A 12,581-nucleotide genomic window follows, 5' to 3' on the forward strand; every position below is an offset into this window, starting at 1 on the left:
ACTACGCTCGATGCCTGATGACTGCTCCGAACGGCGTGCTGCTCGTCGACAAGCCCGCCGGCGTCACGAGCCACACGGTCGTCGCCATGGCCAGGCGCCAGCTCGGCACCCGCAAGGTCGGGCACGCGGGCACCCTCGACCCCATGGCGACGGGTCTCCTCGTGCTCGGCGTCGGCCCCGCGACGAGGCTGCTGACGTTCCTCGTCGGCCTCGACAAGACGTACGAGGCGACGATCGCGCTCGGCGCGTCGACCATCACCGACGACGCCGAGGGCGACGTCGTCGACACGGCGGACGCGTCGGCGCTCACGCAGGATGTCGTCGCGGCGGCGGCGGCGCGGCTCACGGGCGACATCGAGCAGGTGCCGAGCGCCGTCTCGGCCATCAAGGTCGACGGCAAGCGCTCGTACGCCCGCGTCCGCGCCGGCGAGGACGTCGCGCTCGCAGCACGCCCCGTCACGGTGTCGCGCTTCGCGCTCGGTGCGCTGCGGCACGGCGAGACCGCCTCGATCGACGCGACCGTCGACTGCACGTCGGGCACGTACGTGCGTGCGCTCGCTCGCGACCTCGGCGCCGACCTCGGCGTCGGCGGGCACCTCACGGCGCTGCGTCGCACGCACGTCGGCCCCTTCTCGCTCGCACAGGCCGTCGCCGCCGACGCGATCGTCCCCGAGGGGCTGCTGCGGCCGGTCGACGTCGCGTCGCGCGTGCTGCCCGTCGTGCTCCTGGGCGACGAGGATGCGCGACTCCTCGCGAACGGGCGCCGGCCGCGCACCGACGCCGTCGGCATCGTCGCCGCCGTGCACGACGGCGAGCTCGTCGGCATCGCGCGCGGCGAGGGCGGCAGGCTGCATCCGGTGGCGAACCTCGGCGTGGCCGCCGCCGACGCCGCGGCCAAGGCTCAGGGCGGGGGAGCGGCGTGATCTCGTGGCTCATGCTCGCGCAGGCGACCGTCGTCGGGGTGCTCGGCGCGGGCGTCGCGATCGCGGGCGTCGCGAAGGCGCGGATGAACGACCTCGTGCTCGGCGCGGCCGCGCTCGCGATGCTGAGCCTCGTCGTGCAGGTCGTCGCGTCGATCGTCGCGCCCATCGTCGGCGCCGGCCCCACGGGCGACCTGCTCGAGTACTGGGTGTACCTCGTCACGGCCCTGCTCATCCCGCCCGCGGCGGTGCTGTGGGCGTTCGCCGACAAGGGTCGCTGGAGCGTGCTCGTCGTGGGCGTCGGCCTCCTGGCGGTCGCGGTCATGGTCTACCGGATGCACCAGATCTGGTTCGTGCAGGTCGTCTGAGGGCTCCGCGCCGCGGGCGTAGGATCGTCCGGTGCCCTCCTCCCGCCGCTCCGGCTTCGGCCGTGTGCTCATCGCGGTGTACGCGATCCTCGCCCTCGCGGCGACGGGTCGCTCGGCGTACCAGATCCTCAGCCGCTTCGACGAGGCCCCCGTCGCGTACGCGCTGAGCGCCGTCGCCGCCGTCGTGTACGTCGTGGCGACGGTGGCGCTCGCGATGCGCGGCGCCGCGTGGACGCGCGTCGCGACCGCGACGATCGGCTTCGAGCTGCTCGGCGTGCTCGTGGTCGGCACGCTCTCGCTCACGACCCCTGCGCTCTTCGGCCACGCGAGCGTGTGGAGCTGGTACGGCATGGGCTACCTGTTCATCCCCGCCGTGCTCCCCGTCGTCGGCCTGTGGTGGATCCGCCGCACCGAGCGTGCGGGCGCCGACCGGACGGTCGCGGCGTGAGCTGGATCGACGACCTCGTCGCGCGTCCGTCGGCCGTGACGATCGGCAAGTTCGACGGCGTGCACCTCGGGCACCGCGAGCTGCTCGAGGGTGCGCTGCGGATGGCGCAGCGGCGCGGGCTGCGCCCCGTCGTCGTGACGTTCGACCGCCATCCGCTCGCGACGCTGCGCCCCACGCATGCGCCGCGCCTCATCCTGTCGCCGGCGCAGCAGCGCGAGGCGCTCGAGGCGCTCGGCTGCGAGGTCGTCACGATCCCGTTCGACGCCGAGACGGCTGCGATGGATCCGACCGACTTCGTCGAGCGCGTGCTCCTCGACGGCCTCGGTGCGCGCTTCATCGTCGTCGGCAGCGACTTCCGCTACGGCCGCGGTGGCACGGGCGACCCTGCGCTGCTGCAGCGGCTCGCGGCGGCGCGGGGCGTCGAGGTGCTCGTCGTCGACGACGTCGTCGACGACGGCGGCACGCGCGTGTCGTCGACCGAGATCCGTCGAGCGCTCGAGGAGGGCCGCATCCCGCACGCCACCGAGCAGCTCGGCAGGCATCCGCGTCTGCGCGGCACCGTGGTGCGCGGGTTCCAGCGCGGTCGCGAGCTCGGATTCCCGACCGCGAACCTCGGGCCCGACACGGAGGGGTTCGTGCCCGGCCACGGCGTGTACGCCGCGTGGGCGACGGTCGACGCCGGCCGCTTCCCCGCGGCCGTGTCCATCGGCGACAATCCCACGTTCGACGGCGTGCGCACGACGGTCGAGGCGTACCTGCTCGACGTCGACCTCGACCTGTACCACCGACCCATCGAGCTCGAGCTCGTCGACCACGTGCGCCCCATGGTGCGCTTCGACGGCATCGAGCCGCTCATCGCGCAGATGCACGCCGACGTGGCGAGGGTGCGCGAGATCCTGCAGCCCGACGAGGGGCGCGTGGATGCGCCCGAGGAGGAGACGCCATGACCGAGTCGATCGCGACCATCGTCGATCACACGCTGCTGAAGCCCGAGGCCACGGCGGCCGACGTCGAGGCCACGATCGCGGAGGCCGCCGAGCTCGGCGCCTTCAGCGTGTGCCTGTCGCCGAGCGTGCTGCCGGTCGAGGTGCCGGAGGGCCTCGCGACGGCGGTCGTCGTCGGATTCCCGAGCGGCCGCCACCACTCGGAGGTCAAGGCCGCCGAGGCGCGGCTCGCCGCGTCGCAGGGCGCCGACGAGCTCGACATGGTCATCGACGTGGGTGCGGCGATCGACGGCCGCTTCGACGCCGTCGAGGCCGACGTGCGCGCCGTGCGCGACGCGGCGCCCGACGTGCTGCTGAAGGTCATCATCGAGTCGGCCGCCCTCACCGACGAGCAGATCGTCGCGACGTGCCAGGCGGCGGAGCGCGCGGGCGCCGACTTCGTGAAGACGTCGACCGGGTTCCACCCGGCCGGCGGTGCGACCGAGCACGCCGTCGCCCTCATGCGGCAGACCGTCGGCGACCGCCTCGGCGTCAAGGCGTCGGGCGGCATCCGCACGCGCGAGGCCGCGGAGGCCATGATCCGCGCCGGGGCGACGCGCCTCGGCCTGTCGTCGACGCGCGCGATCGTCGAGGGCGCGCCCTCGACCGGCACCTACTAGCCGACGGCGCGAGCCGTCAGCAGCGCTCGAGCAGCGCGCGGTACCACCGCACGCCGCGCTCGAGCTCCGCGACGGGGATGCGCTCGTCGCGCGCGTGGAGGCAGGCGCGCAGGTCGCTCGTCAGCAGGAACGGCGTGAAGCGCAGCACCCGGTCGGCGATGAGGTGCGCGTGCCGCGAGTCGGTGCCGCCGAGCATGTCGTACGGGGTGAGCACCGCGTCCGGGAACTCCTGCGCGGTCGCCGCGGCGATCGCATCCCAGCCGCGTCCGTCGGTGGGCGACGTCGGCGAGGCCTCGTGGCCGCGCACGACCTCGACGCGCACGCGGTCGTCGCGGATGGCGCGGCGCAGCACGCGCACGGCATCGGCGATGGTCGTGCCCTGCGCGAGCCGCACGCTCACGGTCGCCTCCGCGCGCTCCGCGATGGCGTTGGCGGCGGTGCCGGCGCGCAGGCCGGTGACGGTCGCGCTCGTGGTGATGGTGGCGCGCGTCTCGTCGTTCGCGGCGAGGATGCGGCGCAGCACGGGCGAGAGCGCCTGCGCGCGCACGAGGAGCGATCGGTAGGGCTCGCGTGCGTGCGCGCCGAGCGTCTGCAGCATCCGCAGCGTCGTCGGCGTGATGCGCTCGGGGAAGCGTGCCCGCGTCACGCGCGTCACGGCGCGCGCGAGCACGGCGGTCGCGGGCGTGCGCGGCGGCGTGGAGGAGTGGCCGCCGTGCTCGTCGACCGCGAGCCGCAGCACGAGCATGCCCTTCTCGCTCACCCCGACCATGGCGGCGGGCACGGAGACGCCGGGCACGGGCGGGTCGACGACGGCGCCGCCCTCGTCGAGCACGAACGCCGGCCGCACGCCGCGGTCGCGCAGCGTCTCGATCGCGCGCAGCGCTCCGGTGCCGAACGTCTCCTCGTCGTGGCCGAGCACGAGCCACACGTCTCGGGCGGGCGCACGACCCTCGGCCGCGAGCGCGTCGATCGCCTCCAGCATCGCGACGAGGGATCCCTTGTCGTCGATCGCGCCTCGGCCCCACAGCACGCCGTCGACGATCTCGCCGGCGAAGGGCGGATGCGCCCAGCCCTCGCCGGGCGGCACGACGTCCTGGTGGGCCATGAGCAGCGCGGGTCCTGCGGCGGAGGCCCCGGGCCAGCGGGCGAGGATCGTGTGCTCCGCGACGAGCTCGACCTCGAGCGCGGCGAAGGCGTGCGGGTACAGGGTCGCGAGCAGCTCACGCAGCGCCGTGAGGCCTGCGGCGTCTGGCTCGGCGCCCGTGGCGTGGGTGGGCACGCGCAGCACGCGTGCGAGGCGGTCGGCTGCACCGGTCGTCGAGGACATCACGGCGATGCTAGTCGCGGCCGCCGGCGGGCCGAGGGCGTGGGGGCGGCATGGATGCCGGGCGGCTACCCTGACGCCGTGCAGTGGAGTCGGGCTCGGATCGCGGTCGCGGCGCTCGTGGCCGTCGCCGGCGTGGGCGCCGTCGTGGGGCTCTCCGGCGGGCTGCAGGAGCGCGACGACGAGCGCATCCCGGTCGCCGACGTGGGCGAGCGGCTCGAGACGAGTCGAGCCGACGTCACGATCGAGGGCGCCGAGATGCTCGAGGAGGGCGACGTCGCCGTCACGGTCACGATCACGAACCACCTGGCGGTGCCGCTGTTCAACGACGACGTCATGGAGCTCGCCGACGAGCAGGGCACCCTCGCCCAGTGGGGCTACGGCACGAGCGACGGCGTGTCCGCGAACGCGTCGCAGCCGGGCGTCACCGACACGTTCGTCGTCGAGTTCGTGCTCGACCGCGAGCCGGTGGGGGCGCTGCACGTCGAGGTGCTCGACGCGACGTGGACGCCGCGCGACGAGACGGCGTTCGGCATCGGGGCGAACATGTACGACGAGCACGTGGCCGCGATCGTGAGGCTGCCGTGAGCGGCCCCGCGGGCCTGCGACGCCTCGTCACCCGGCGCAGCGTCGTCGCGGCGCTCGCCGTGGCGGTGCTCGCGGCGGCGACGGTCGGCGTCGAGGCCCTCGTCCCCGGCCAGACGGCGCGCTGGGCGCCGTTCTCGACGAGCGGCTCCGGGGTCGTCACGTCGGGACCGCTCACGGTCGAGGTGCACGGGGCGACGCTCGCGGCGGCGATCGAGCTCGACGGCGAGATCCGTGCGACGACGGGCGTGTTCGTGGTGGTCGACGCGACGATCGCGACGACGGGCGTCGAGGCGTTCGTCGCACGCGACCTGCGCATCGACGGGCGCGTGTACGACGCGTCGGCGAAGGGTCCCACCAGCGTCGAGGAGAGCGAGCCGGCAGCGGGCTTCCCCGTCCGCGGCGACCTCGTGTTCGAGGTCGACGACGCCCTGCTGGAGGATGGCGGGGTCGCCGACCTCGTCCTCGCGCCCGGCAGGGATGCCGAGGGCGACCTGCAGACGCAGGTGGTCGTGCGGTTCGAGGTCGGGGCGACCGTCGAGCCGATGCTCGAGGTGACGGCGGCGCAGCGATGAGGCGGTCGAGGATCGTCGCGGCGCTCGCGATCGGGCCGCTCGCCCTCGCGCTCGCCTGGCTCGTCGCGAACGAGCCGCTGCTGCGCTGGCTCGAGCGCGAGCCGGTGGTGGTCGTCGCCGGCGCGCCCGGCACCCCGCACGCCGTCGGCGGGCCGATCTTCACGGTCGACGGTGCGAGCATCGCGGCGCCCGGCAGCGATGCGGCGGGCTACGCCGATGCGCCCGCCGGGTCGCAGGTCGTCGTGGTCGACGTGCGCGTCGACGACGCGACCGATGCCACGGCGTGGTGCACGTATCGGCTCGAGGCGACGGTCGACGGCCGGCGGATGCAGTGGACGGCCGACTACGGCGCGAGCGACGTCACGGGCTGCTACGCCGAGGAGGGGTCGCTCGAGGGCGTCGTCGGCTTCGTCGTCCCCGACGGATCCATCGACGACGCACGGCTGCTCGTCGGCGGCTCGACGCTCTGGATCGGCGTGCCGCTCGGGCTCTGAGCGTCGGCGACGTCACTGGGAGCCGGCGCCCCCGAGCCTGCGCGCGACGCTCCGAGCCGCAGCGCGTCGAGCGCGGCGACGACGACCACGAGCCCGAGCACCGCCCCGACGACGTCGCCGAGCGTGCCGCCCACGTTCGCGACGGCCTCCGCGACCTGGATGGGCTGCGGGCCGAGCGCATGCGTGAGGGCGACCGTGAGCCAGCCGGTCGCGACCCGGACGACGTACCAGGCGAGCACGGCGGCGGCGAGGGGCACGAGGCCTGCGGCCCAGACCTGCCGCACGGTGGCGACGACGGGCACCCACCGGTCGTGCAGGTCGTCGGTGACCTCCTGCAGCACGTCGTCGAGCGGCGACGGCAGCGCGTCGAGCAGCCGCAGCCACCAGCGCGCTGGGCGCGGCGGTGCGGCGGGCTCGGGCACGAGCTCCGGCCGAGCCCCGAGCAGCACGATGCCGACGAGGGTGAGCCACACGAGCGGCAGCGTCAGCGTGTGCCAGACGTCGCCCGCGAGCTCCCACGTGCCGAGCAGCCATCCGCCGACGACGCCGTCGATCGCCGCGCGCACCTGGTCGATGCCGCTCGCGATGCGGGTGGTCGCGAACCACTCGCCCGCCATGCCCAGCACACGGCCGAGGATCGAGACGGCCAGGAAGGTCCACAGCCCCTCGAGCACGAGGGTCGCCACCGAGACGCTGCGTCGCGTGCCGCGTCGCTCGAACCTGCGCAGCACGCCGCGCAGCACGAGGCAGCCGACGAGCAGCCCGATCGACAGCACGTCGATCGGCACGTCGGTGACGGCACCGACGCCCGCATCCTCCTCGAACCAGTCGATGGCGGCGAGGGCCGTGAGCGCGTACTCGCGCAGATCCTCGACGAAGAGCCCCCATGCCGTGAGGAGCAGGAAGGCGGGCAGCACGGATGCGGCGAGTCCCGAGAGCGCCGCCTGCACGCGCGCCGAGCCCGTCGGCGGCGGCGGCGTCGACCGCATCGCGCGCAGCAGGACCAGGATCTGCAGGATGATCGCCACGAGGCGCACCAGGGCGGTGATGGCGGTGAGGGCCAGCCCGCCGACGGCGCTCGTCGCACCCACCGCGCCCGAGAGCGCCACGAGGTACGACCCGACGATGCGCGCGGCCAGCTCGATCGCGAGCACCTCCGGCAGCCCGCGTGCCGCGATGCGGCGCATGGCGACGGCGAGGTCGACGACGAAGCGGCGCAGCTCGCCGAGCACCTCCGTCGCGGCGTGCATCAGCCGACCAGGTCGCGCCCGGAGACGGCGGCGCGGCGCTCGTGCTCGCCCGCCTCGCTCGCGCGGCAGCCGCACGAGGGCTCGACGCCGACGGGCGCGTCGTCGAGGGCGTGGCGGGCGGGTGACGAGCTCGCACGGCCGGCCGGCGACCGGCTCGCCGTGGGGGACGCGCTCGCGTGGGGCTCGCCATCGTGCGCGCAGCGGCCGCGCGCGACCGCGGGCGCCGGGGCGGCGGGGCCGACGAGATGGGCGCGCATGGGGTGAGCATACGAGGGCCGCCTCGAGCGCCGCCGCTAGGCTCGGGAGATCCCACCGGATGCGATGGCGCATCCGGGCTGCCCGCTCGAGGAGACGCTGGAGCCGATGACCGACACGCCCGCATACAAGCTCGAGCCCGCGCCGGTCGGGGAGCACGTCGTCGACGGACCGGTGCGCATCGAGCGCGACTCGCTCGGCGAGAAGCCGGTGCCGATCGACGCGTACTGGGGCATCCACACCGAGCGCGCGCTCGAGAACTTCCCCATCACGGGGCGGTCCATCTCGGTCTACTCCGACCTCGTCGACGCGCTCGCGGTCGTCAAGCAGGCGGCGGCGCGCGCGAACCGCGACATCGGGGTGCTGAGCGCCGAGAAGGCCGACCTCATCGACCGCGTGTGCGACCGCATCCGCGCCGGCGAGCTGCACGACCAGTTCAAGGTGGGCGTCATCCAGGGCGGCGCGGGCACGTCGACGAACATGAACACGAACGAGGTCATCGCGAACGCCTGCCTCGTCGAGCTGGGCCACGCGAAGGGCGACTACCAGCACCTCCACCCCATCGACGACGTCAATCGCTCGCAGTCGACGAACGACACCTACCCGACGTCGATCAAGGTGGCGATGTCGTTCACGCTGCGTCGCATGCTCGCCGAGCTGCGTCTGCTCATCGGCGCGTTCGACGCGAAGGGCGTCGAGTTCCAGGACGTCCTCAAGGTGGGCCGCACGCAGCTGCAGGACGCCGTGCCCATGACGCTCGGGCAGGAGTTCCGCGGCTTCGCGGTCACGCTGCAGGAGGATCACGACCGGCTCGAGGAGACCATCCGCCTCCTCGGGGAGGTCAACCTGGGGGCCACCGCGATCGGCACGGGCATCACGGCCGATCCGCGCTACGCCGAGGCCGCAGGTCGCCATCTCGCGGCCCTCACGGGCCTGCCGATCGTCACGGCGGCCGACCTCATCGAGGCCACGAGCGACACGGGCGTGTTCATGTCGGTGTCGGCGGCGCTCAAGCGCTGCGCCGTGAAGCTCTCGAAGATCTGCAACGACCTGCGGCTGCTGTCGTCGGGTCCGCAGGCCGGCTTCGGCGAGATCCTGCTGCCGCCGAAGCAGGCGGGGTCGTCGATCATGCCCGGCAAGGTCAACCCCGTCATCCCCGAGGTCGTGAACCAGGTGGCGTTCGCGGTCATCGGCTCCGACGCCACGGTGACGGCGGCGTCCGAGGCGGGGCAGCTGCAGCTCAACGCCTTCGAGCCCGTGATCGCCCACTCCATCCTGCAGAGCCTGCACTGGATGACGCAGGCATGCATGACGCTGCGCGTCAACTGCATCGACGGCATCCAGCCCAACCGCGAGCGCCTGGATGCGATGGTCGGCTCGTCGGTCGGCGTCGTCACGGCGCTCACGCCCTACATCGGCTACACGGCGTCGGCGTCGCTCGCCCACGAGGCGCTCACGTCGCACAAGTCGATCGCCGACCTCGTCGTCGACGCCGGGCTCATGGATCGGGAGCGCGTCACGAAGCTGCTCGAGCCCGCGCGGCTGTCGGGCCTGCACCCGGCGACGCAGACGATGCCGGTCATCACGCCCGAGATGCTCGCGGAGCACGAGCGGGGCTGAGCCTCGCGCGCGACGCGCGTGCGACTCCCGGCGAACGGGCGGGATCGTGCGCCTAGCATGGCGGCATGACGCTCGCGCAGCCGCCGCACACGCCTCAGCCAGGTCCGCCCCAGCAGGGGTTCGCGCCGGGCGCGCCCGCGATGCCGCAGCTGTCGAAGCCCTCGTCGACGGGCCTCGTGCTCGGCATCGTCGGCATCGTGGGGCTCGGCCTCGCGAGCATCTTCGTGCTGCTGTTCTTCGTGCTGCAGTTCGGGCTGTCGCCCATCGTGCTCGTCGCGGGCTTCCTCGGGCTCTTCCCGCTCGCGTTCGTCGTGTGGGCGCTGCTCGCCCTCGACCGGTGGGAGCCCGAGCCGCGCATCGCGCTGTGGCTCTCGGTGCTGTGGGGCGGCATCATGGCGGTGCTGCTGACGCTGCTCTTCAACACCTACGTGTTGGAGCCGGCATTCGCCGTCCCGTTCTTCTCGACGCCGGCGTTCGCCGACCCGCTCTACGCGATCCTCGTGCCGCTCTTCCCGGCGCTCGGCGACCTCGTCGCACAGGGTGCATCGCCCGGGCAGGCACTCTTCCAGTTCTACGGGCCCGTCATCCAGGCGCCGTTCACCGAGGAGCTCTTCAAGGCGGTGCCGGTCGTCGTGATGTTCCTCTTCGTGCGCAGGCACTTCGACGGCCCGATCGACGGCTTCGTCATCGCGGGCTTCTCGGCCGCGGGCTTCGCCTACACCGAGAACATCCTCTACTTCGGTCGCCAGCTCGCCGAGGTGGGCGACGCGTCGTTCATCTTCTTCCTGCGCGGCGTGATGAGCCCGCTCGCGCACGTCATCTTCACCGCGGTGGGCGTCGGGCTCGCGATGGGCTTCGCCGCGCGTCGCTCGTCGCGCCTGTGGGGACTCGTGGCGCTGCCCGTGGGCCTCGCCGTCTCGATGCTCCTGCACGCGCTGTGGAACAGCGCGAGCTTCTGGGTCCCGGCCGGCATGCTCGGCTTCTTCATCTACTACGCGCTCGTGCAGGTGCCGATCGCCGTCGGCGCGCTGCTGCTCGTCGTCATGCTGCGCCGGTTCGAGGCGCGGCTCACGAGGCTGCGGCTCGACGAGTACGCCCAGGCCGGATGGTTCAGCCACGAGGAGGCGCAGCTGCTGTCGTCCTCCGACGGGCGCCTGGGCCTCGCGCAGTGGGCGAAGCCCCGCGGCCTCGGCAAGGCCATGCAGGCGTACATCCGCATCACGACGCGGCTCGCGGCGAACCGGCAGCGCGCGATCATCGGGCGCGAGAAGCTGGGTCCCGTCGCCGACGAGGCGCGCCTGCTCGGCGACGTGTCCACGCTGCGCACGCACATGGCGAGCGTGGGCGCCGGCGCCCCGGTCGTGATCGGCCAGGGGCAGCGACTGCCCGAGCCGATGCAGGGCTCGACGCCGCAGACGCAGCGCTTCGCGCCGGCACCGGGCGCGGCGCAGCCGTGGCAGCAGGGCTGGCAGTACGCGATGGTGCAGGGCGGGCACGGCCCCGCGCGGGAGAGCGGCGGCGCGTCGAGCCCGCTCGCAGGCGCCGCGCCGCAGCAGCCGCAGGGTGCCGTCGCGGATCCGGCGCCTCCCGCTGCGCAGCAGCAGCCCCCGCGCCCGGCGCCTCCGCAGCAGCAGGGCGGCCAGCAGGGCTGGTGATCGCTGCGCGCGACGCCGGGCAGCCTTCGGGTCGCTGCTACACTCGACAGGTTGCCGTCGATCGGCCGCGGAACCAGAGAGCTCGCGCATCCCGCGCTGGGCGCCGCGCTGCGACAGGAGAGAGGAGACCGAATGAGCCTTGCCTCTGAGGTCAAGCAGGCGATCATCGCCGAGTACGCCACCCACGAGGGTGACACGGGAAGCCCCGAGGTGCAGGTCGCGATCCTCTCGCGCCGCATCAAGGACCTGACCGAGCACCTCAAGGAGCACAAGCACGACCACCACTCGCGTCGTGGCCTCCTGCTCCTCGTCGGTCAGCGCCGTCGTCTCCTGGGCTACCTCCAGGACATCGACATCGCGCGCTACCGCTCGCTGATCGAGCGTCTCGGACTGCGTCGCTAGCAGACCCGAGCAGGACGTATCTGCGCGAGGCCCCGCATCCGGACGGATGCGGGGCCTCGTCGCGTCCGCCCCGCCGTGGTCAGGATGCGCTGCTGGCCACGTCGAGCACGGCGTCGACGCGCGCATCGCGGAGCGCGCGTCGCACGAGCGCGAGTCGCAGGGAGCGCCCGAGCGGCTCGTCCGACGGCAGGGGAGCCCAGTGGTGCGCGCGCACGGCTGCGGCAGCGGCACGCAGCGTCGGAGCGACGTGGATGCGGATGCCGTCGACGGCGTCGAGCCATGCCTCGTCGTCGGCACGCCAGGCGCGGTCGACGCGGCGGGTGAGCAGCGCGCGCCGGCCGACGAGCTCGAGCTCCATGTCCGGCGCGTGCTCCTCGATGGCGGCGAGCACGGCGGGGTCGACGATCGCCGCAGCGCGTGCCGCGTCGGGCTCGGTCGTCCACGCGCGCCACGGGGTGGGCGTCGCGGGCACGAGCTCGAGCGCGCCGACCGCATCCGGGTCGACCGACCAGGGGCGCGGCGATCGCTCGTCGGCGAGCAGCGCATGGGGCACGGATGCGGGCAGCGCGACGTCGACGAAGGCGAGCACCGCCCGGCCGTCGCCCGCGAGGCGACGTCCGCCGCCGGCGAGGATCGTCGTCGTGCCCCACGAGACGCCGTCGGGGCCGTGCAGCACGTCGAGGTCGTGCTGGGAGACGTGCACGGCGAGCGACCGCGAGGCCTCGACGCGTCGGGGCTGCCACGCGGTGAGCTCGAGGCCGTCGCGCTCGGCGAGCGCCAGCAGGGCGGGGCCGGCGCTCGGGCGCCTGCCGACGACCGCGAGCACCGCTGCGACGACGAGCAGGGCCGAGCCGCCGATCGCCACGGCGAGCGCGCTGGTGCGGCGGTCGGCGTCGTCGGCCGTCGCCGCGACCACGAAGGCCACGGGCGGCACGGCGACGAGCGCGGCGGCGGCGACGCCGACCACGACGAGCGCGATGCGCTGGGCCGGCGTGCGCGACGCTCGCCCCTGCTCGCGCAGCAGGCGGCGATGGGCTCGTGCGTGCGCGCGCGACGGACGAGCTCCGAGGTCGGTGCGGTCG

14 protein-coding genes are annotated in these 12,581 nt (G+C 74.0%); 10 read left to right on the plus strand and 4 right to left on the minus strand.

The genetic code is table 11. The features are described from left to right. Positions 1 to 17 precede the first annotated feature (17 nt). Genes truB through deoC form a run of 5 tightly spaced genes read left to right on the plus strand, consistent with a single transcriptional unit; the run spans position 18 to position 3,339 of the window. Entirely contained in the window at positions 18 to 923 is a 906-nt protein-coding gene (gene truB, locus ACFQPP_RS14000) for a tRNA pseudouridine(55) synthase TruB (RefSeq protein WP_376917257.1), read from the plus strand. After that, positions 920 to 1,288: a hypothetical protein gene (locus tag ACFQPP_RS14005; RefSeq protein WP_376917258.1), complete on the plus strand. Its 369-nt coding sequence runs from the start codon at positions 920 to 922 to the stop codon at positions 1,286 to 1,288. The genes truB and ACFQPP_RS14005 overlap by 4 nt, the downstream gene beginning before the upstream one ends. 31 nt (positions 1,289 to 1,319) lie before the next feature. Continuing rightward, on the plus strand, positions 1,320 to 1,736 hold the full coding sequence (locus ACFQPP_RS14010; protein WP_376917259.1) for a hypothetical protein: 417 nt from the start codon (positions 1,320 to 1,322) through the stop codon (positions 1,734 to 1,736). Further along, a complete protein-coding gene (locus ACFQPP_RS14015; protein ID WP_376917260.1) occupies positions 1,733 to 2,683 on the plus strand; it encodes a bifunctional riboflavin kinase/FAD synthetase in 951 nt (316 codons plus the stop codon). The genes ACFQPP_RS14010 and ACFQPP_RS14015 overlap by 4 nt, the downstream gene beginning before the upstream one ends. Next, positions 2,680 to 3,339: a deoxyribose-phosphate aldolase gene (gene deoC / locus ACFQPP_RS14020; RefSeq protein WP_376917261.1), complete on the plus strand. Its 660-nt coding sequence runs from the start codon at positions 2,680 to 2,682 to the stop codon at positions 3,337 to 3,339. The genes ACFQPP_RS14015 and deoC overlap by 4 nt, the downstream gene beginning before the upstream one ends. Positions 3,340 to 3,355: 16 nt before the next feature. Here deoC and ACFQPP_RS14025 read toward each other — a convergent pair whose 3' ends face one another. Further along, a complete protein-coding gene (locus tag ACFQPP_RS14025) occupies positions 3,356 to 4,666 on the minus strand; it encodes a M20/M25/M40 family metallo-hydrolase (protein WP_376917262.1) in 1,311 nt (436 codons plus the stop codon). 78 nt (positions 4,667 to 4,744) lie between these two features. Between ACFQPP_RS14025 and ACFQPP_RS14030 the strand changes: the two genes are divergently transcribed. Then, positions 4,745 to 5,251 carry a hypothetical protein gene (locus tag ACFQPP_RS14030; RefSeq protein WP_376917263.1) on the plus strand — a complete coding sequence of 169 codons (507 nt, stop codon included), beginning with the start codon at positions 4,745 to 4,747 and terminating at the stop codon, positions 5,249 to 5,251. Continuing rightward, positions 5,248 to 5,823 carry a hypothetical protein gene (locus ACFQPP_RS14035; RefSeq protein WP_376917264.1) on the plus strand — a complete coding sequence of 192 codons (576 nt, stop codon included), beginning with the start codon at positions 5,248 to 5,250 and terminating at the stop codon, positions 5,821 to 5,823. The genes ACFQPP_RS14030 and ACFQPP_RS14035 overlap by 4 nt, the downstream gene beginning before the upstream one ends. A gap of 370 nt (positions 5,824 to 6,193) precedes the next feature. Here ACFQPP_RS14035 and ACFQPP_RS14040 read toward each other — a convergent pair whose 3' ends face one another. Together ACFQPP_RS14040 and ACFQPP_RS14045 are read right to left on the minus strand one after the other, a co-directional pair. Continuing rightward, positions 6,194 to 7,567 carry a hypothetical protein gene (locus ACFQPP_RS14040; RefSeq protein ID WP_376917265.1) on the minus strand — a complete coding sequence of 458 codons (1,374 nt, stop codon included), beginning with the start codon at positions 7,565 to 7,567 and terminating at the stop codon, positions 6,194 to 6,196. Continuing rightward, on the minus strand, positions 7,567 to 7,824 hold the full coding sequence (locus ACFQPP_RS14045; RefSeq protein ID WP_376917266.1) for a hypothetical protein: 258 nt from the start codon (positions 7,822 to 7,824) through the stop codon (positions 7,567 to 7,569). The genes ACFQPP_RS14040 and ACFQPP_RS14045 overlap by 1 nt, the downstream gene beginning before the upstream one ends. Positions 7,825 to 7,930: 106 nt before the next feature. Here ACFQPP_RS14045 and ACFQPP_RS14050 point away from each other — a divergent pair, with 106 nt between their 5' ends. From ACFQPP_RS14050 to rpsO, 3 genes are all read left to right on the plus strand, one after another. Continuing rightward, positions 7,931 to 9,442, plus strand: a complete 1,512-nt coding sequence (locus tag ACFQPP_RS14050; RefSeq protein ID WP_376917267.1) for an aspartate ammonia-lyase — start codon at positions 7,931 to 7,933, stop codon at positions 9,440 to 9,442. 65 nt (positions 9,443 to 9,507) lie between these two features. Then, complete coding sequence (locus tag ACFQPP_RS14055; RefSeq protein WP_376917268.1) at positions 9,508 to 11,097, plus strand: PrsW family glutamic-type intramembrane protease; 1,590 nt, start codon at positions 9,508 to 9,510, stop codon at positions 11,095 to 11,097. A 132-nt stretch (positions 11,098 to 11,229) separates the two neighbouring features. Beyond that, complete coding sequence (gene rpsO / locus ACFQPP_RS14060) at positions 11,230 to 11,499, plus strand: 30S ribosomal protein S15 (protein ID WP_376917269.1); 270 nt, start codon at positions 11,230 to 11,232, stop codon at positions 11,497 to 11,499. 79 nt (positions 11,500 to 11,578) lie between these two features. Here the strand turns inward: rpsO and ACFQPP_RS14065 are convergent, their stop codons facing one another. Further along, positions 11,579 to 12,466, minus strand: coding sequence for a hypothetical protein (locus ACFQPP_RS14065; RefSeq protein ID WP_376917270.1), 888 nt, complete (start codon positions 12,464 to 12,466; stop codon positions 11,579 to 11,581). Positions 12,467 to 12,581 lie beyond the last annotated feature (115 nt).

Source organism: Agrococcus sp. GCM10030265 (genome assembly GCF_042666675.1).
GTDB lineage: Bacteria > Actinomycetota > Actinomycetes > Actinomycetales > Microbacteriaceae > Agrococcus.